Source organism: Methylorubrum zatmanii (assembly GCF_014845115.1).
Lineage (GTDB): Bacteria > Pseudomonadota > Alphaproteobacteria > Rhizobiales > Beijerinckiaceae > Methylobacterium > Methylobacterium zatmanii.
This window is the reverse complement of sequence record NZ_NKUI01000024.1, coordinates 1-17,965: the sequence shown is the minus strand read 5'-3', so window position 1 is coordinate 17,965 and position 17,965 is coordinate 1. Positions and strand designations below refer to the sequence as shown.

Below are 17,965 nucleotides of genomic sequence, written 5' to 3'. Positions count from 1 at the left end.
GCCGGTGCAGGAGGTGGCCGCCGACGAGCCGACCGAGCTGTGCCGCCAGGCCGAGGCCGGGCTGGAATTCCGCTTGAAGCAGCACGGCACCGCGCCGGGCTTCTCGGAGGAGGATTACCGCGCGCGGCTCAAGTTCGAGCTCGACGTCATCGTCAAGATGAAGTTCCCGGGCTACTTCCTGATCGTCTCGGACTTCATCAAGTGGGCCAAGGACCACGATATTCCGGTCGGGCCGGGCCGTGGCTCGGGCGCGGGCTCCCTGGTGGCGTGGTCGCTCCTCATCACCGATCTCGACCCGCTGCGCTTCGGCCTGTTGTTCGAGCGCTTCCTCAACCCCGAACGCGTCTCGATGCCGGATTTCGACATCGACTTCTGCGTCGAGGGCCGTGAGCGCGTGATCCGCTACGTGCAGCAGCGCTACGGCGAGCGGCAGGTCGGGCAGATCATCACCTTCGGTACGCTGCTCGCCCGCGGCGTGCTGCGCGACGTCGGCCGCGTGCTGGAGATGCCCTACGGTCAGGTCGACAAGCTGACCAAGCTGGTGCCGCAGAACCCGGCCAACCCCGTGACCCTGGCCCAGGCCATCGAGGGCGAGCCGAAGCTGCAGCAGGCGATTCAAGAGGAGCCGATCGTCGCTCGCCTCATCGAGATCTCGAAGAAGCTCGAGGGCCTGCACCGCCACGCCTCGACCCACGCCGCCGGCGTGGTGATCGGCGACCGGCCCCTCGAAGAATTGGTGCCGCTCTACCGAGACCCGAAGACGGGCATGCGGGTGACCCAGTTCAACATGAAGTGGGTCGAGCAGGCGGGGCTGGTGAAGTTCGACTTCCTCGGCCTCAAGACCCTGACCATGCTGCGCTGCTGCACCGACCTCCTGAAGCAGCGCGGCATCGAGGTCGATCTCGCCCAGATCCCCCTCGACGACCCGAAGACCTACGAGCCGATGGGGCGCGGCGAGACAGTCGCGGTGTTCCAGGTGGAATCCGCCGGCATGCGCAAGGCGCTCTGCGAGATGCAGGCCGACCGGCTGGAGGACATCATCGCGCTGGTGGCGCTCTACCGCCCGGGCCCGATGGCCAACATCCCGGTCTATTGCGAGCGCAAGCTCGGGCGCGATGCCGGCAACGAGGCGAGCTGGTACCCGCATCCGATGCTGGAGCCGATCCTGCGGGAGACCTTCGGCATCATCGTCTACCAAGAGCAGGTGATGGAGGTCGCCAAGGTTCTCGCCGGCTACACCCTGGGCGAGGCCGACATGCTCCGCCGCGCCATGGGCAAGAAGATCAAGGCGGAGATGGACGCCCAGCGCGACCGCTTCGTGAAGGGCTGTCTGGAGAGTGGAATCCCTCAGGCGAAGGCCAACGAGATCTTCGACCTCCTGGCCAAGTTCGCCGATTACGGCTTCAACAAGTCCCACGCGGCGGCCTACGCCTTGGTGACCTACCAGACCGCCTATCTTAAGGCGAATTACCCGGTCGAGTTCCTGGCCGCGGCCATGACCCTCGACATCGACAACACCGACAAGCTCGCCGAATTCCGCCAGGACGCGCAGCGCCTCAAGATCACCGTCGAGCCGCCCTCGGTGAACACCTCCGGCGTGGTGTTCGACGTGAAGGAGGGGCGCATCCTCTACGCCCTGGCGGCGATCAAGGGCGTCGGCCGCGCGGCGGTGGAATCCATCGTCGCCGCGCGCGGGGACAAGCCGTTCAAGGATCTCGCCTGCTTCGCCCGGCGCCTCAACCCGCGCCACGTCAACAAGCGCACGCTGGAGAACCTGATCGCGGCCGGGGCGCTGGACTGCATCGAGCCGGACCGGGCCCGGGCCTGGGCGGCGGTGGAGCCGATGATGAAGATGGCGCAGGGTGCGGCGGAGGCCGAGACCTCCGGCATCGCCGACATGTTCGGCGGCGTCGCCTCCGCCGACGTGTCCCTACGCATCCCGCCCCACGAGTTCTGGACCCACACCGACAAGCTGAAGCGCGAATGCGACGCCATCGGCTTCTTCCTTTCGGGGCACCCCCTCGACGAGTACGGGCCGATCCTCGAAAAGCTGCGGGTGCAGTCCTGGGCCGATTTCTGTCGGGCGGTACGGGCGGGCTCGGCCAGCGTCGGACGGGTCGCGGCGTCCGTGCTCGACCGTTCGGAGCGGCGCACCAAGAGCGGCAACAAGCTCGGCATCGTCACGCTCTCGGACCAGACCGGCCATTTCGAGGCGATCATCTTCTCCGAGGGGCTCAACCAGTACCGCGAGATCCTCGAACCGGGCCGCCCCCTGGTCCTGACGGTTCAGGCCAATCTGGAGGGTGAGGACGTGCGCGCCCGCATCACCACCGCCGAGCCCCTCGATCAGGCCGCCGCCCGCCACCAGAAGGGCATGCGGATCTTCCTGCGCGACGATCGCGCCTTGAGTTCGGTGCAGCAGCGCCTGACCCTGCGCGGCGAGGGCGAGGTCTCACTGATCCTGATCCTTGATGGCGGCGACCGCGAGGTCGAGGTGCGCCTGAAGGACCGCTACCAAGCGACCCCGCAGGTGGCGGGGGCGCTCCGGGCGGTGCCGGGGGTGGTGCAGGTCGAGGTGAACTGATGCCGGGCGGCCTCCACGCCTAAGCGCGAACCGCCTTCGCGGTCCTTGCGCTGGATCAAGGCCGCCTCCCGCCGATCCGTCAGGATGGCCCCGGTTTCCAAACCGGGAGGCAGTCATGACGGTTCTGCAAGCTTACTCCGCATCGCCGGTGCTTCGCCCCGCTCAAGGGGCGAGCTTCTCCGCGCGCCCGGCCCCAGCCGCCATCGTCACGGACGGCTACCGCTACCGGTCGATCCGCAGCGGCCGGGCCATCGCCCTCGCGATCGTCGCGGCGGCGGTGACGCCCGCCCTCGTGTGGCTCGCGCTCTGAGGCCGCGCCGGATCGGAGGCCCCGCGATGCGCCAGTATCTCGTCACCTTCCACAAGATCGTCCCGGATGACCACGGGCGCGACCACCGCATCCTGCAACGGTGCGCGCTGGTGACGGCGCGCTCCGAGGTCGCCGCTCTCTACGAGGCCAAGGCGCAGTTCTGCGCGGCGATGCGGGTCATCGATTGGCGTCTGAGCGCCGATAGCTGCGACGTCACCGAGCTGACCCGAAGCGCCGCCTGATCTCCTCCACCCGTTCGGGACGGCCCCCGCGTTGGCTGAGGAGCGGCGCCAGTAGCCTCGAAGCCCCCTGCACCGCTTCTCCCACGTGAACGAGGACGTGAGAGCGGCGGCGCGGGGTATTTCGAGGCCGAGCTTTGGCGCGGGCCCCTCAGCATTGTGCACAACAGGCGTCACGGGCCGGGGCATTCGTCCCACCGATGCGGGGGCGCGAGGCGACAACCCGTACCGGTGCCCGCGCCTCGTTCGGACGTCATGGCCGGCAGAGTGCGGCGAGCCAGGGGCGCCGGCCTTGATTCGGCGCAAACGAGGACGGCTCCAATGTGATCCGGCGTGAGGGGAGGGCGAGGTCCGGGCGGTGGCTCGTCAGCACGACGATGCGGTCCTGCCAGCGGGCCAGCAGGCGCCTGAGGATGCGCGCGGCCTGATCGTCGCCCAGATGCTCGGCGGGTTCGTCGAGCAGGATGACGGGGGCGGGGCTCAGGGCCGCGCGTGCGAGGTTGAGGCGCTGCGCCTCGCCCAGGGACAGGCCGCCCTCCGCGATCCAGGCATCGAGGCCGCCGCCGGCGCGGATGCGGTCATCGAGTTCCACCGCCGCCAGCGCCGCCCACAGAGCGGCATCGGAGGCCTCGGGGGCGAACAGGTTTTCACGCACGGTGTCGGCGAGGATCGCCGCGTCGTGCAGGCCGAGATGGGTCAGGGCGCGCCGCTCGGTTGCCGGGCGGTCCAGGCCACCGAGCCGGATCGCTTCCCCGTCCCGCTCGTCGGTCCACCCGGCGAGGGTTTTCAGCAAGGTGGTCTTGCCGCAGCCGCTGGCCCCGACCAGGGTCAGGGCGATTCCGGGCGTCACCGCGAGGTCCGGCACCGGGCCGAGGTCGCGCCCGTCCGGTGCCCTGAGCCGCAGGCCATGGAGGGTGAGCGCGCCCCGCGTGGATCCTCGAACCGCATCCTCACCCGGCGCGGCCGGCATGTCCCCGGTGGCGAGGCTTGCCCGTGCGAGGCGGGCGCGCACCGACCCGAGGAGCGCCCGCGGCAATGCCAGGATCGGCTCGCCGAGACCGAGCCAGGCAAAGGCCAGAAAGGCAGCGGGCAGGAGCCCGGTGCCTCGCGTCCCCGCCTGCCAGGACGCGAGCAGGACGGCGAGGACGGCGAGGGGGCCGGCCAGGGCCAGGACGGCTTCGCACCGCGCCAGGGCCCGGCGCCCGCAGGCCGCTTCCCGCTCCGCCTCCCGGATCGGGTCGAGGGCGAGGCGCAGGGCGGAGGCGCGCCGGCCCTCCGCCGCGAGCGGCACGGAGCCGGCGAGCACCGCTCCCAGATTCGTCGCCGCCCTCCGGCGCGCCCGGCGCATCGAGGCTTCAATGGCGGTGATGCGGCGCGCGGCGCGGCGTCCGGTGAGCCCGCCGGCCAGGGCGAGGAGGGCGAGCGGCAACAGGGCGAGCGGCGCGAGCAGGGCGGTCGCGGCCAGGAGCGCCAGCAAGGCGGTTCCGGTCGTCGCCAGGGGGAAGCGCACCCGCAGGCGGGCGTAATCGAGATCTGCCACGTCGTCGATGTAATCGGCGAGCCGCTCGGGCCGCCCGAGCTGCCAGCCCGTGCTGCGGCTCTCCGGCCCCCGCGCCAGGGCGGCGAACAGACCCGCCCGCCGCCGGACCTGATCGGTGAGGGCCGCCCGGTGGCCGGCCATGCGCTCGCCGTAGCGGGCGCCGGTGCGCAGCAGCGCGAACAGGCGCACCAGGGCGGCCGGGTGGTGGAAGTTGAAGGCGAGGGCCGCCGGGCCGGCGCCGGCTAGCGCCACCGCCGCCAGGAAGCTCACGGCGGTGCCGGCCAGGGCGAGGTTCGCCGCCAGCGCCAGGGCCGCGAGTCCGAAGGCGAGGCGCCAGATGCGGGCGGAGCCGCCGGGAGCGGCCTGAGCGAGCAAGCGGGTCATGCGGCGTCTCTTGCAGCGTCTCTTGCGCAATCGGGTTGGCCCAGCGCGATGCGCCGGTCGGCGAGTGCCGCGAGGGCGGGGTCGTGGGTCGCCACGAGGACGAGACGGCTGCGGGCGGCGGCGACCAAAGCCTGCCGCACCCGCGCGGCATTGGCGGGGTCGAGCTTGGCGGTGGGCTCGTCGCAGAAGGCGGTTCCCGGCCGCAGCAGCATCCGCGCCACCGCGACCCGGACCCGCTGGCCACCGGAAAGGTTCTCCGCCCCCGCCCGCACGGCGGCGTCGAGGCCGCCGGGCCAGTGCGGATCTTCGCTCAGGCCCAGAGTCGCCGCCGCCCGCGCCACCGCCTCCGGCGGTGCCGGGGTGCCGTCGGCGATGGCGTCGCGCAGCGTGCCGGCGGGCACCGGCGTGTCGAGGGAAACCCAGCTCCACCCTTCCGACTCCGGTAGCCGGACGGCGCCGGAGGTGGGCGCCTCGACGCCGGCGAGGATGCGCAGCAGCGTCGACTTACCGGCTCCGCTCGGGCCGGTGACGGCGACGAGACCCGTCTCGGGCAGGCAAAAATCGGGAACGCGCCCGGCATGAGGCAGCACGAGGCCGCGGGCGCCCGGCGCGTCCGGCATCGGCGTGGGGTCGGTGGCCGTCGCCTCTTCCGACGAAAACGCCCAGGCGAGGGCGGTCGCGGCGGCCTCGCCCTCTGCCTTGGCATGGTAGAGTTCGGCGTAGCGGCGGAACGGTGAAAAGTATTCGGGGGCGAGCAGCAGGATCAGCAGGCTCTGCCACAGCGCCAGATCGGCGAAGCCCGGAATCTCGGCGAGGCCGAGATGGCCGAGCCCGAGGAAGACCGCCAGGATCGCGATGGCGAGCGAGGAGAAGAAGTCGAGCACGCCGGCATTGAGGAAGGCGATCGCCAGGACGCCCAGGGTGCCGTCGGCATAGGCCTCGAGCCGCCGGTCGAGCTTGGTCGTCTCGCGGGCGAGCCCATGCCCGGCCAGGATGGTCGGCAGCGTGCGCACTCGGTCCGCGAATTGCGTGGCGAGCCGCCCCAGCGCCGCCTCCTGCGCCGCCGCCCGGTCGCGGATCAGGCCACCGACGAGGGCGAAGAACACGATCATCACCGGGGTGGCGAGGAGCAGGGCGAGCGCCGCCTGCCAGGAGACGAGGGCGACCGCGCCGGCCGTCAGCACGGGGCCGACCGCCATCATCCGCCGCGCGGCGGCGTGGCCGACGACGAGGCGGGCCAGCGCCCCGGGATGGTGTTGCAACCCGGCGATCACCGCGCCCCGGGGCAGGTCGGCGGCGGCGCGGGCCGGCATCGTCGCGAGGCGTGCGGCGACGGCATCGATCAGGCCGGCGCCGACCTCCGCTTCGAGGTCGGCCGTCCGCCCCTCCAGGCGCGCGCCGAGGCCGGCTCCGAGGAGGGCGACGCCCGCTGCGAGAGCCAGAGCGGGGCCGTCGAGCCGCCCCGTCTCGATCAGCGTCCCGGCAAAGCGCGCGAGCGCCACCGCGAAGGTGAGCGTCGCGGCGTAGCGCAGGGCCTGGAGCGCATGGAGGCGGCGCAGGCCGCCGCGCGCCGTCTCCCGGGCGCGGGCGAGAGCCGCCGGCTCGGGCTGGGCATCGTCCCGGCGGGCGCGGTTCGTTCGTGTGCGGGCCATGCCGCCTTGTGCGGAGGGCGGCCCGGAGCGGCATTGATCTGCGTCAAGGCCCGGCCGGCGGTCCCGGGCGAAAGGCGAAGCCGGACCTTGGCCCATCGTTCCGGACACCGACTCCGGGAGGCTGCGCCGGATCCCTGTTTTCGCATCGCTCCTCGGGCGGGAAGCTGCCTACCGGGACGATGGGCCGGGAGAGCCCCATGACCGATCCGCTGCTCGTCGATCTGTCGCGCCTGCAATTCGCGCTGACGGCGATGTACCACTTCCTGTTCGTGCCCCTGACGCTGGGGCTGTCGATCCTCGTCGCCATGATGGAGACGGTCTACGTCATGACGCGCCGCCAGATCTGGCGCGACATGACCAAGTTCTGGGGTCTTCTGTTCGGCATCAACTTCGCGCTGGGCGTCGCCACCGGCCTGACGATGGAGTTCCAGTTCGGCATGAACTGGGCCTATTACTCCCACTACGTCGGCGACGTGTTCGGGGCCCCGCTCGCCATCGAGGGCCTGATGGCCTTCTTCCTGGAGGCGACCTTCGTCGGGCTGTTCTTCTTCGGCTGGGACAAGCTGAAGCCGCTCACCCACTGCGTCGTCACGTGGCTGATGGCCCTCGGCACGAACTTCTCCGCGCTCTGGATCCTGATCGCCAATGGCTGGATGCAGAACCCGGTCGGCTCCGTGTTCAACCCCGATACGATGCGCATGGAGGTGACGGATTTCGCCGCCGTGATCTTCAATCCCGTCGCCCAGGCCAAGTTCGTCCACACGGTCTCGGCCGGCTATGTCTGTGGCGCGGTGTTCGTGCTCGGCGTCTCCGCCCTCTACATCCTGCGGGGCAAGCATATCGCGCTGGCCAAGCGCTCCTTCGCCATCGCGGCGGCCTTCGGCCTCGCCTCGGCGCTCAGCGTCGTCGTGCTCGGCGACGAGAGCGGCTACGCCGTCACCGACCACCAGAAGATGAAGCTCGCCGCCATGGAGGCGATGTGGCACACGGAAGCCGCGCCCGCCGCCTTCACGGCAATCGGAATCCCGGATCTGGAGAGCCGTACCACCCGCTACGCGATCCACATCCCGTGGGCGATGGGGCTGATCGGCACCCGCTCGCTGAGCACCGAGATCCCCGGCATCGCCGAACTCGTCGAACACGCCAGGGGCCGTATCCGCAACGGGCTCGTCGCTTATGCCGCGCTGGAGCGGATCAAGGCCGACCGCACGGATGCCGGGGCTCGCGCCGAATTCGCGCGGACGCAAGCCGATCTCGGCTACGCGCAACTCCTGAAGCCCCTCGTCGCCGACCCGCTGCAGGCCAGTGAGGCGGAGATCGACCGGGCGGCATGGTCCACCGTGCCGCACGTGCCCTCGATCTTCTTCACCTTCCGGGCGATGGTGGCCTGCGGCTTCCTGCTGATCGCCCTGTTCGGCGCCGCGCTCTGGTACACGGCGCGGGAGGCCGAGGCGCCGCGCTGGCTGTTCCGGGCCGCGCTGCTGGCCCTGCCGCTCCCCTGGATCGCCATCGAATTCGGCTGGTTCGTCGCCGAGTTCGGCCGGCAGCCCTGGATCATCGAGGGCGTGCTGCCGACCGCGCTCGCCACCTCCGAACTCGGCATCCCCTCGCTCCTCATCACCATCGCCGGCTTCACCCTGGTCTACGGCGTGCTGGCGGTGATCGAGGTGCGGCTGATGCTGCGGGCCATCGCCAAGGGGCCGGAAACGCTGGCCGGCGACCCGGCGGCGCTCTTCCCCGGAATCGGCGCGAACCGGAACGCCTCGGGCCTCGTGGCCGCCGAGTGAGCGGCGCTGCCCGGTCCTCCCCTTCCTCCGGCCCGGCCCGCCCGGGCCTCTCACAGGAATTCCCGCGATGCTCGCCCTGCTCTCGGACTACGAAACCTTACGCCTCGCTTGGTGGGTGCTGCTTGGCGTGCTGCTGATCGGCTTCGCCGTCACCGACGGCTTCGATCTCGGCGTCGGCGCCCTGCTGCCCTTCGTCGCCCGCACCGATCTCGAGCGGCGGGTGGCGATCCATACGGTCTCCGCGACCTGGGAAGGCAATCAGGTCTGGCTGGTGCTCGGCGGCGGCGCGATCTTCGCCGCATGGCCGGCGCTCTACGCGCTCAGCTTCTCCGGCTTCTACCTCGCCATGTTCCTGGTGCTGTTCGCGCTGATCCTGCGGCCGGTGGCGTTCAAGTACCGCTCGAAGAACGAGAGCCCGGTCTGGCGGGCGCGCTGGGACTGGGCGCTCTTCGTCGGCGGCGCGGTGCCGGCCCTGATCTTCGGCGTCGCGGTCGGCAACGTGCTGCAGGGCGTGCCCTTCCACTTCACGACCGATCTGCGCCCGATCTACGAGGGCACGCTGTTCGGCCTCCTCAACCCGCTGGCGCTGTTCTGCGGCCTCGTTTCGCTGGCGATGCTGGTGGCGCACGGGGCGGCGTGGCTCGCCTTCAAGGCCGAGGGACCGGTGGCCGAGCGCGCGCGGCAGATCGGGCAGCGCGCCGCTCTGGCGACGGCGGCCCTGTTCGCGCTCGGCGGGCTGCTGGTCTGGGTCGGGGCCTTCGGCGGCTATCGCGTCGTGACGCCGCTGATCGGCAACGGACCCTCCAATCCCCTCGCCAAGGAGGTCGTCGCCGATGCGGGGGCGTGGCTCGCGAATTTCCGGGCGCATCCGGCCCTCTTCCTGGTGCCCCTGCTCGGGATCGTCGGCCCGCTCCTGGCGGCGGCGGGCCTGCGCGCCCGGCGCGACGGGGGGGCGCTCCTCGCCTCCACGCTCGGCATCGCCTGCATCGTCGCCACCGTCGGTCTGTCGATGTTCCCGGTCATCCTGCCGTCGAGCACGCATCCCGGCCACGCGCTGACCGTCTTCGACGCCTCCTCCAGCCTCGCGACCCTGCGCAACATGCTGATCGCCACGGTGATCTTCCTGCCGATCATCCTGGCCTACACCGCCTGGGTCTACCGGGTGCTCCGGGGCAAGGTCTCGGAGCGCGACATCACCGCCCCCGGCTCGCCGGCCTATTGACGCCGGCCCGGCTCCCATTCCCGCCCTTCCCGACAAGGACGTCGCCCATGTGGTACTTCGCCTGGATCCTCGGCCTCGGATTGGCCGCCGCAATCGGCATCCTCAACGCCCTCTGGTACGAGTTGCGCTCCGTCCGCGAGGCGCCGCCCGAGGTCGCGCCGACGCTTCCGACGCCCTGACCGGCCGGCGGCGGGGCCGAACGATAACCATTCCATCGGCTTATCCTGTGCCAAGGTCTGGTCTACGCCTCACGAGCGCCACAGCTTGGTGTTTCTCCGAAGAGATCGGTCTTCGGTAGACGCTCGGGTTGCGGGCTCGGCTCCGGTCTTCGGAGGTTGCCCTGCTCCGCGGAAGGCGGCCGAGGCTCTTCGGGACAAGCTGCGGCGGCGGATCTACGCCGCCAGATGGAGTGTGGGATGACCGGACGCGGGTTGAGTTTGCTGGTTGCCTCCGGCGTGATGGGGCTGGTGGCGGGCATGGCCGGCGCGGCCCAGGCCGCCCAGTGCGGCAACACATCCGCCGGCTTCGAGGCCTGGAAGGACGAGTTCATCGCCGAGGCCAAGGGCCGGGCCAGCCCGGCGGCGCTCGCCGCCCTCGCCAACACCTCCTACTCCACCGCGACCATCTCGGCGGATCGGGGCCAGAAGAGCTTCAAGCTCTCGCTGGACCAGTTCCTGGCCAAGCGCGGCGGCAACGTCATCGTCTCCCGCGGGCGCGCCCTCAAGCAGCAGAACGCGGCGCTGTTCGCCTCCATCGAGCAGCGCTACGGCGTGCCGCCGGGCCCGCTGCTCGCCATCTGGGGCATGGAGACCGGCTTCGGCGCGGTGAAGGGCAACGTCAACACCCTCTCGGCGGTGGCGACGCTGGCCTATGATTGCCGCCGCTCGGCCTTCTTCACCGACCAGCTCTACGCGGCGCTCAAGCTCGTGGACAACGGCGTGCTGACGCCCTCGACCCGCGGCGCGGCCCATGGCGAGGTCGGCCACACCCAGTTCCTGCCGAAGAACGTGCTGAGCTACGGCGTCGGCGGCAGCCTCGACAGCGCCCCGAACGCCCTCAACTCCACCGCCAACTTCCTGCGCGCCCATGGCTGGCGGGCGGGTGCCGGCTACCAGCCGGGCGAGCCGAACTTCGCCGCGATCCAGGGCTGGAACGACGCGGGCGTCTACCAGCGCGCCATCGCGCTCCTCGGCTCCCGCATCGACGGGCAGTAGTTCTCCCGCTTCCGTCACCGCGAGCGAAGCGAAGCAGTCCAGCGGCGCTGCCTTATCCGGCAGGGTCGCGCTCTGGATCGCTTCGGCTTTGCCGGGCGATGCCGGGTGCGGCCGCCGTGAGATGCAGACGCTCGGCCACGAGCGCCTGGAGCCTCCACAGGTGCCGGTCGTGGATGCCGAGGGCGGCGCAGGCCTCCACGGTGCGGAACAGATATTCCGCGCTGGGCCCGAGATGGCCGCAGGCCGCCGCGATCCTGTCGGCGATCTCGGCATCGGACAGGCGGCCGGTATAGCGGTCGCTCGTCCGGTTCACCATGAAGGTCAGCGCTGTCACCGGCCCGGCCTGCGTCTCCACCGAGACCCAGCGCGCCTCGTAGCCCTTGCCCTTCATTTCCCGGCGCCAGACCGGCATCAGCGTGACGTGCGGATCCGCGTCGTCGAGGCGGAAGGCGACGCCCCGGCACAGCCCGCCCCGGTCGAGCCCCAGCACGAAGCCCGGCTTGTCCGGCGTGCCGCGAAACCGTCGCTGCAGCAGGCAGAACCGGCGGTGCCAGCCGCGCAGGGTGCCGACCCGCTGCTCGGTGAAGGCGAATTCCGGGCTCCACAGCAGCGAACCGTAGGCGAACACCCAGAGACCCCTCTCGGGAGAGGCACGCCGCGCCAGCATCGCCGCGAGTTCGGGCGCGAGGTCGTCGTCGGAGAGCAGCGTCAGCGCATCCGGGTCGTCCGGGACCGTGTCGGGATGGGCACGGGCGATCAGGTCGAGGGAAAGCGACAGGAGACGGGAAGCCATCGCCCGTAAGGGGACCATCGCGGGGGCCGGAGCGCAACCCCGCGCCTCAGGCGGCCGGCGAATCCAGCTCGGGAAACGGCTCGCTGCGATGGCCCTCGCAGACATCCTCCTCGTCGCGCAGGATGCTGAGCGCGCCCGCCGTCTCCCGCACAACGAGCTTCGGCCGCTCCGGCTTGCCGAAGGTACGCCCCTTCATCCGGGTCGAGACGCAGTAGAGTTGGCGCCCGCCATCCTCGAACGGGCCGGCGATCCGGCTGTGCTCGAACCGCACCGGGATCAGCGAGACCGAGCCGAATTCGACCTGGCGCAGAGCGAGCGCCGCGATCCGCTCGCGGAGGCTGCCGGTCGAGGCGGTGGGGGAGGGCGTCGCCGTGCCCGTGGTGCAGCCGCCTGCAGCCAGCACCACCGCCAGCAACCCCGCCCCGCGCCGTCCGATCATCGCTGAATCGCTCCCTGCGGGTGAAAGCGTAGCGTTTTCCCGCAAGAGATGAAACGGATCGAAGCCGGAGACGGCGGGCCTGTGCCGAGCCCGCTCCCGCCCGCCGAAAAAATGCTTATCTCACATCCATGCAATGGATCGACGAAGGCCTCGTGCTCGGCCTGCGTAAGCACGGCGAGACCGGGGTCGTGCTCGAACTGATGACGCCGGAGCGCGGGCGCCATCTCGGGCTCGTCCATGGCGGGCGCTCACGGCGGATGCAGCCGATGCTCCAGCCGGGCAACACGCTCCGGGCCACGTGGCGGGCGCGGCTCGACGGCGCGCTCGGCTCCTACACGGTGGAGCCGCTGAAGCTCGTCGCCTCGCGGCTGATGGGTTCGGGGCTCGCCCTCTACGGCGTCGGCCATCTCTCGGCGCTGCTGCGGCTGCTGCCGGAGCGGGATCCGCATCCGGAGCTCTATGAGGCGGCGCAGATCCTGATCGCCCATCTCGACGATGCGGAGATTGCGCCGGCCCTGATGGTGCGGTTCGAACTCGCCCTGCTCGCCGGGCTTGGCTTCGGCCTCGACCTGTCGCATTGCGCGGCCACGGGGGCCAACGATGCCCTGGTCTATGTCTCGCCCAAGAGCGGGCGGGCGGTCAGCGCCTCGGCGGGCGAGCCCTATCGCGACCGCCTGCTGCCCCTGCCGCCCTTCCTGCGCGACCGCGATCAGCCCGGCAGCGGCTGGCAGACACCGGACGAGCACGCCGTTCGGGAGGGGTTTACCTTGACGGGGTACTTCCTCGACCAGCATGTCTGGCGCCCGCGGGCACAGGTCATGCCGGAGGAACGGGCACGATTCGTCGCACTCGGCACTGGTCGGAGTCGGTGATGTTCGTGTTATGTTCTTGTTGGTTTTTAGGGGCGGGGTGGCCGGCGGGGTTCGGTCACGGCGCTTGAGGGCGAGGGATCGCCACCCGCTTCTGCGGGGCGGATGCCGACGAGGGGTCGTCGTCCGGTCGGATTCGAACGATGTGGAGTGAGTGATGGGCCAGCCCGTCCCGCCGCCGCCGACGGGCGACGGCATCGAGAGCGTCGAGCTGAAGACGGCGCTGGAGGAGCGCTACTACGCCTACGCGCTCTCGACGATCATGCAGCGGGCCCTGCCCGATGCCCGCGACGGCCTCAAGCCGGTGCATCGGCGCATCCTCTACGGCATGCGCCTGCTGCGGCTCGACCCGACCTCGGCCTTCAAGAAATGCGCGAAGATCGTCGGCGACGTGATGGGTGACTTCCACCCCCACGGCGATCAGGCGATCTACGACGCGCTGGTGCGCCTCAGCCAGGATTTCGCCCAGCGCTATCCGTTGGTCGATGGCCAGGGCAATTTCGGCAATATCGATGGCGACGGTCCGGCGGCCTACCGCTACACCGAGGCGCGGCTCACGGAAGTCGCCCGGCTGCTGCTCGACGGGATCGACGAGGACACGGTCGATTTCCGCGCCTCCTATAACGGCGAGAAGGAGGAGCCGGTCGTCCTTCCGGCGGCCTTCCCGAACCTGCTCGCCAATGGCAGCCAGGGCATCGCGGTCGGCATGGCGACCTCGATCCCGCCGCACAACGCCGCCGAACTCTGCGACGCGGCGCTCTACCTGATCCAGAACCGCGAGGCGACCTCGGAGCAGCTCTGCACCTTCGTGCAGGGACCGGACTTCCCTACCGGCGGCATCCTGATCGACAGCCCCGAGACCATCCGCGAGGCCTACCGCACCGGCCGCGGCGGGTTCCGGGTGCGGGCGCGCTGGGCCAAGGAGGAGCAGGGCCGTGGCACCTGGAACATCGTCGTCACCGAGATTCCCTACGGCGTGCCGAAGGCGCGGCTGATCGAGAAGCTCGCCGACCTGCTCCAGGAGAAGAAGCTGCCGCTGCTCGCCGACGTGCGCGACGAATCGGCCGAGGATGTCCGCGTCGTGCTGGAGCCTCGCTCCCGCTCGGTCGATCCGGTCATGCTGATGGAGTCGCTGTTCCGGCTCTCGGAACTCGAAGCGCGGGTGCCGCTGAACCTCAATGTGCTGGTCGGCGGCGTCGTGCCCCGGGTGATCGGGCTGGCGGAAGCCTTGCGCGAATGGGTCGATCACCGCCGGGTGGTGCTGCAGCGCCGCTCGACCTACCGTCTCGGCCAGATCGAGCGGCGCCTGGAGATCCTCGGCGGCCTGCTCATCGTCTATCTCGACCTCGACGAGGTGATCCGCATCATCCGCGAGGAGGACGAGCCGAAGGCGGCCCTGATGGCCCGGTTCGAACTCACGGACGTTCAGGCCAACGCCATCCTCGACACCCGCCTGCGGAGCTTGCGCAAGCTCGAGGAGATGGAGCTCAAGCGCGAGTTCGACGAGCTGACCAAGGAGAAGCAGGGGATCGAGGAGCTGCTCGGCTCCGAGAAGCTGCAATGGGCCGACATCACCAAGCAGATCCGCGCGGTGAAGAAGACCTTCGGGCCCGAGACCAAGCTCGGCAAACGGCGGACGACGCTGGAGAATCCGCCCGACACCGCCGGCATCGACTTCACCGCCGCCATGGTCGAGCGCGAGCCGATCACGGTGATCCTGTCCGAGAAGGGCTGGATCCGCGCGCTGAAGGGGCACGTCACCGACCTGTCGGGCGTCTCCTTCAAGGGCGACGACACGCTGAAGGTGTCGTTCCTCAGCGAGACGACGGCCAAGATCCTGCTGCTCGCCTCGAACGGCAAGGTCTTCACCCTCGAGGCGTCGAAGCTGCCGGGCGGGCGCGGCTTCGGTGATCCGGTGCGGCTGATGGTCGATCTCGACGACGGCACCGAGATCGTCGCGGCTCTGCCCTACAAGCCGGAGAGCAAGCTGCTGGTCGCCGGCTCCGATGGGCGCGGCTTCATCGCGCCCTCCGACGCGCTGGTCGCCAACACCCGCAAGGGCAAGGCGATCCTCGGCCTCGACGAGGGGGCGAGCGCGGTGCTGCTGGTGCCGGCGGAGGGCGACCACATCGCCGTCAGCTCATCCGACAAGCTGATGCTGGTCTTCCCGGCGTCCGAGGTGACGGAGCTGTCGCGCGGCAAGGGTGTGCGGCTGCAGCGGTGCCGCCAGAGCCAGCTCGCCGATGCCTGCGTGTTCACCCTGGCCGAGGGCCTGCCTTGGCGCGACGGGGCCGGTCAGGCGAAGCTGGCCAATGCGGCGATGCTGGAGAAGTGGATGGGTCACCGGGCCGATGCCGGCACCCTGATGACCCGCAGCTTCCCGAAATTCGAGCGGTTCGGGAAGTAGGCTCTCAAGAATCCAGCGGCGCCCTGCGGGGCGCCGCCCCATATCCGGTCTGTCAGGGCCTCCGAGACCCGGAAGCGTCGCGTCCTCATCCTGAGGTGCGGAGCGAAGCCTCGAAGGATCCCCCAGATCCCGCGCGATTCCTGAAGCATCCTTCGAGGCCGCTCTCGCGGCACCTCAGGATGAGGTCGCGGGCGGGATCATTCGAGCAGGATCCGTTCAGCAGGCCTTATGGCCGTCAGCGACGGCGGAACTGCTGGCCGCCGCGCTGCGGCGGGCGGGGGCCGGAGGAACGCTCGTCCTTGTGGCGGAACACGAGGCGGCCCTTCTCCAGGTCGTAGGGGGACATCTCGACGGTGACGCGGTCGCCGGCCAGGGTCTTGATGCGGTTCTTCTTCATCTTGCCGGCAGTGTAGGCCACGATCTCGTGACCCTGGTCGAGCTGAACGCGGTAGCGCGCATCCGGCAGGATCTCGACGACCAAGCCGTCGAACTGCATCAATTCCTCTTTCGCCATGCACCTGTCTCCGGCCGGGCTGCCTGCACGGGGGCACCGGCAAAATCAAAAATCGGTCTATCGTGCGAAACGCGCGGCGCTGCGGGGCCGATCCGCTCGGGGAGGCGTCAGCGATGCCGGGCGTCGGGTGCCTCTCGCGAAACTCCCGCATCAGGGAGGCCTCCCTCCGGCCGGCAAGCGGCACGGCGGGTGTTTCGCGAAGGGCACCAAGCCTGTGACTTAAGCGTCAGGCGGCTTTCGCGCAAGAATTACCGCTTGCGGATCACGGCTTAATGTCAACGGGCGGGTGGAAACGGCCGCCTCTGTCTCACGGCGTGACGTCGTTGCCGGCAAAGTCGAGCCGTCCGTCGGGGAGCCTGCGCCAGGCGGAGACGGCGAAGGGCGGCTTGGTCAGATCGCCGCTCGCATCGAAGGCGATCTCGCCGAGCACCGTGCGCAAGGGAGCGCCCCCGTGCAGGAAGGCGGCGACCTTCGCGGGCTCGACCGAGCGGGCGCCGTCGATCCCCTGGCGGATGACCTCGACCGCCGCGTAGCCCTGGGCCGCGAACGTCTCGGCCTCCGGGCCGCGCGCCGGCCGCGCCGCGCCCCGCGGCTCGGGCAGGCGCGGCGGGGCGGGGCCGACCGTCATCAGCGTGTCCTCGGCGCCCGGGCCGGCGGCCTGCGGGAAATCCTTGTCGAGCAGGCCGTCGCTGCCGATCACCGTCGCGCCGAGCCCCGCCTCGCGCATCGCCCGGATCAGGGCGGCGGCTGGAGCGGACAGGCCGCCGAAATACACGGCCTCGATTCCGAGTGCCCGCAGCTTGGCCACCAGCCCGGCGACCTCGCGGTCGTCGCGGGAAACCCCCTCGAACAGCCGCTCCTGCCCGCCGCGCGCCTTGAGCGCCCGGGCCGCCTCGTCGGCCAGCGCCCGGCCGAAGCTGGTCTTGTCGTGGACGATCGCCACCGGCTTGCCGCGGAACCGCTCGGCCAGCAGGGCCCCGCCGAGGGCGCCCTGCTGCGCATCGCTGCCGGCGAGCCGGAACAGCAGGCGCGCGCCACGCCGGGTCAGCGGCGCCCAGGTCGCGCCGGGCGTGACCGAGACGATGCCCGCCTCCTCGTAGACCGGGCTCGCCGCCGCGCTGGCACCGGAGGTCAGATGGCCGATCACGAACCGCACCCCGCCCTCGGCGAAGCGTCGCGCGACTGCCGCCGCCTGCTTGGGATCGGCCGCGTCGTCCTGCGCCACGAGCTGGAGCTTGCGGCCCATCACCCCGCCGGCGCGGTTGATCTCGGTCACCGCCTGCTCGGCGCCGAGCCGCGCTCCCTGGCCGAAGCCGGCATCCGGCCCGGTGAGCGGGACGGCAAGGCCGATCTTCAGGGGCTCGGCGGCACCGGCCGGGCCGGCGAGCAGCAGGGCAATCAGGGCCGGCAGGACGCTCCGCTTCGTCACACGAACCCCTCACCCGGCGTCAAAACCACACCGAATCTTGATAAGGCCACGGGCGCCCGGCGCAAGCGGCCCCTCGATTGCATCCGGCCGCTGCATTGCGGAATCGCCCCACGCACCTAACTCTCCCGGTATGGGACGGTCGGGGGCGACGGACCGAACTCTTTCAGGACAGGCCCATGCTCTCCACCGAGGACGACATCCTGCGCGCGGCCGAGAGCTGGCGGCGCGACGGCCGCGCGGTCGCCCTCGCCACCGTGATCGAGACCTGGGGCTCGGCGCCGCGCCCGGTCGGCAGCCACCTCCTGATCGACGGCGACAGCCGCTTCATCGGTTCGGTCTCCGGTGGCTGCGTCGAGGGCGAGGTCATCACCGAGGCGCTCGACGTGATCGCGGACGGGCGTCCCCGCACCCTGGAATTCGGCGTCGCCGACGAGACCGCGTGGCGGGCCGGGCTCTCCTGCGGCGGCCGCATCCGCGTCTTCGTCGAACGCATCGAATGAGCGAACGAAGACATTGATCGTCCGATTCCCTCCCTCATCCTGAGGTGCCGAAGCGCAGCGCAGGCCTCGAAGGATCGTCCAG

16 protein-coding genes are annotated in these 17,965 nt (G+C 70.7%); 10 read left to right on the top strand and 6 right to left on the bottom strand.

Going from position 1 to position 17,965, the window contains the following annotated elements:
• The 3 genes from dnaE to MZTS_RS03380 form a co-directional block, all read left to right on the top strand.
• Positions 1–2,584, top strand: a 2,584-nt coding sequence (gene dnaE, locus MZTS_RS03390; RefSeq protein ID WP_192281569.1) for a DNA polymerase III subunit alpha, incomplete at its 5' end; no start/stop codon positions are given.
• Between the two features lie 115 nt (positions 2,585–2,699).
• Complete coding sequence (locus MZTS_RS03385) at positions 2,700–2,894, top strand: hypothetical protein (RefSeq protein WP_009861258.1); 195 nt, start codon at positions 2,700–2,702, stop codon at positions 2,892–2,894.
• Between the two features lie 26 nt (positions 2,895–2,920).
• Positions 2,921–3,136 carry a hypothetical protein gene (locus MZTS_RS03380; protein ID WP_192281566.1) on the top strand — a complete coding sequence of 72 codons (216 nt, stop codon included), beginning with the start codon at positions 2,921–2,923 and terminating at the stop codon, positions 3,134–3,136.
• 250 nt (positions 3,137–3,386) lie between these two features.
• Here the strand turns inward: MZTS_RS03380 and MZTS_RS03375 are convergent, their stop codons facing one another.
• Positions 3,387–5,057: an ATP-binding cassette domain-containing protein gene (locus MZTS_RS03375; protein ID WP_192281563.1), complete on the bottom strand. Its 1,671-nt coding sequence runs from the start codon at positions 5,055–5,057 to the stop codon at positions 3,387–3,389.
• Positions 5,054–6,709, bottom strand: a complete 1,656-nt coding sequence (locus MZTS_RS03370) for an ATP-binding cassette domain-containing protein (RefSeq protein WP_192281560.1) — start codon at positions 6,707–6,709, stop codon at positions 5,054–5,056. Before MZTS_RS03370 ends, MZTS_RS03375 begins: the two co-directional genes overlap by 4 nt.
• Before the next feature lie 197 nt (positions 6,710–6,906).
• On the opposite strand from MZTS_RS03370, the gene MZTS_RS03365 reads away from it, so the two are divergent.
• From MZTS_RS03365 to MZTS_RS03350, 4 genes are all read left to right on the top strand, one after another.
• Entirely contained in the window at positions 6,907–8,496 is a 1,590-nt protein-coding gene (locus MZTS_RS03365; protein WP_192281557.1) for a cytochrome ubiquinol oxidase subunit I, read from the top strand.
• Positions 8,497–8,563: 67 nt separating this feature from the next.
• Positions 8,564–9,718, top strand: coding sequence for a cytochrome d ubiquinol oxidase subunit II (gene cydB / locus MZTS_RS03360; RefSeq protein WP_009866622.1), 1,155 nt, complete (start codon positions 8,564–8,566; stop codon positions 9,716–9,718).
• Between the two features lie 47 nt (positions 9,719–9,765).
• Positions 9,766–9,897 carry a cytochrome bd-I oxidase subunit CydX gene (cydX, locus tag MZTS_RS03355; RefSeq protein WP_192281554.1) on the top strand — a complete coding sequence of 44 codons (132 nt, stop codon included), beginning with the start codon at positions 9,766–9,768 and terminating at the stop codon, positions 9,895–9,897.
• A gap of 237 nt (positions 9,898–10,134) precedes the next feature.
• Positions 10,135–10,932, top strand: a complete 798-nt coding sequence (locus MZTS_RS03350; RefSeq protein WP_192281552.1) for a lytic murein transglycosylase — start codon at positions 10,135–10,137, stop codon at positions 10,930–10,932.
• 52 nt (positions 10,933–10,984) lie between these two features.
• Here the strand turns inward: MZTS_RS03350 and MZTS_RS03345 are convergent, their stop codons facing one another.
• Both MZTS_RS03345 and MZTS_RS03340 read right to left on the bottom strand, forming a co-directional pair.
• A complete protein-coding gene (locus tag MZTS_RS03345) occupies positions 10,985–11,725 on the bottom strand; it encodes a gamma-glutamylcyclotransferase (protein WP_009865180.1) in 741 nt (246 codons plus the stop codon).
• 46 nt (positions 11,726–11,771) lie between these two features.
• Entirely contained in the window at positions 11,772–12,164 is a 393-nt protein-coding gene (locus tag MZTS_RS03340; RefSeq protein ID WP_192281549.1) for a hypothetical protein, read from the bottom strand.
• Positions 12,165–12,292: 128 nt separating this feature from the next.
• Here MZTS_RS03340 and recO point away from each other — a divergent pair, with 128 nt between their 5' ends.
• Positions 12,293–13,036 carry a DNA repair protein RecO gene (gene recO / locus MZTS_RS03335; protein WP_192281546.1) on the top strand — a complete coding sequence of 248 codons (744 nt, stop codon included), beginning with the start codon at positions 12,293–12,295 and terminating at the stop codon, positions 13,034–13,036.
• Positions 13,037–13,190: 154 nt separating this feature from the next.
• Positions 13,191–15,440, top strand: coding sequence for a DNA topoisomerase IV subunit A (gene parC / locus MZTS_RS03330; RefSeq protein ID WP_192281542.1), 2,250 nt, complete (start codon positions 13,191–13,193; stop codon positions 15,438–15,440).
• A gap of 235 nt (positions 15,441–15,675) precedes the next feature.
• Here parC and infA read toward each other — a convergent pair whose 3' ends face one another.
• Both infA and MZTS_RS03320 read right to left on the bottom strand, forming a co-directional pair.
• Positions 15,676–15,954 (bottom strand): translation initiation factor IF-1, encoded by a 279-nt coding sequence (gene infA, locus MZTS_RS03325; RefSeq protein ID WP_017486696.1) that lies wholly within the window; start codon positions 15,952–15,954, stop codon positions 15,676–15,678.
• A gap of 307 nt (positions 15,955–16,261) precedes the next feature.
• Positions 16,262–17,383 (bottom strand): ABC transporter substrate-binding protein, encoded by a 1,122-nt coding sequence (locus MZTS_RS03320; RefSeq protein ID WP_192281539.1) that lies wholly within the window; start codon positions 17,381–17,383, stop codon positions 16,262–16,264.
• 176 nt (positions 17,384–17,559) lie between these two features.
• Between MZTS_RS03320 and MZTS_RS03315 the strand changes: the two genes are divergently transcribed.
• Positions 17,560–17,883, top strand: a complete 324-nt coding sequence (locus tag MZTS_RS03315; protein ID WP_009864685.1) for an XdhC family protein — start codon at positions 17,560–17,562, stop codon at positions 17,881–17,883.
• Positions 17,884–17,965: the final 82 nt, after the last annotated feature.

Bases quoted from the DNA above. Each gene is read 5' to 3' on its own strand.
- MZTS_RS03350 (WP_192281552.1), top strand. From the start codon at position 10,135: ATGACCGGACGCGGGTTGAGTTTGCTGGTTGCCTCCGGCGTGATGGGG.
- MZTS_RS03370 (WP_192281560.1), bottom strand. From the start codon at position 6,709: ATGGCCCGCACACGAACGAACCGCGCCCGCCGGGACGATGCCCAGCCC.
- MZTS_RS03385 (WP_009861258.1), top strand. From the start codon at position 2,700: ATGACGGTTCTGCAAGCTTACTCCGCATCGCCGGTGCTTCGCCCCGCT.
- MZTS_RS03345 (WP_009865180.1), bottom strand. From the start codon at position 11,725: ATGGCTTCCCGTCTCCTGTCGCTTTCCCTCGACCTGATCGCCCGTGCC.
- MZTS_RS03340 (WP_192281549.1), bottom strand. From the start codon at position 12,164: ATGATCGGACGGCGCGGGGCGGGGTTGCTGGCGGTGGTGCTGGCTGCA.
- MZTS_RS03315 (WP_009864685.1), top strand. From the start codon at position 17,560: ATGCTCTCCACCGAGGACGACATCCTGCGCGCGGCCGAGAGCTGGCGG.
- parC (WP_192281542.1), top strand. From the start codon at position 13,191: ATGGGCCAGCCCGTCCCGCCGCCGCCGACGGGCGACGGCATCGAGAGC.
- cydB (WP_009866622.1), top strand. From the start codon at position 8,564: ATGCTCGCCCTGCTCTCGGACTACGAAACCTTACGCCTCGCTTGGTGG.
- infA (WP_017486696.1), bottom strand. From the start codon at position 15,954: ATGGCGAAAGAGGAATTGATGCAGTTCGACGGCTTGGTCGTCGAGATC.
- recO (WP_192281546.1), top strand. From the start codon at position 12,293: ATGCAATGGATCGACGAAGGCCTCGTGCTCGGCCTGCGTAAGCACGGC.
- MZTS_RS03375 (WP_192281563.1), bottom strand. From the start codon at position 5,057: ATGACCCGCTTGCTCGCTCAGGCCGCTCCCGGCGGCTCCGCCCGCATC.
- MZTS_RS03365 (WP_192281557.1), top strand. From the start codon at position 6,907: ATGACCGATCCGCTGCTCGTCGATCTGTCGCGCCTGCAATTCGCGCTG.
- MZTS_RS03380 (WP_192281566.1), top strand. From the start codon at position 2,921: ATGCGCCAGTATCTCGTCACCTTCCACAAGATCGTCCCGGATGACCAC.
- cydX (WP_192281554.1), top strand. From the start codon at position 9,766: ATGTGGTACTTCGCCTGGATCCTCGGCCTCGGATTGGCCGCCGCAATC.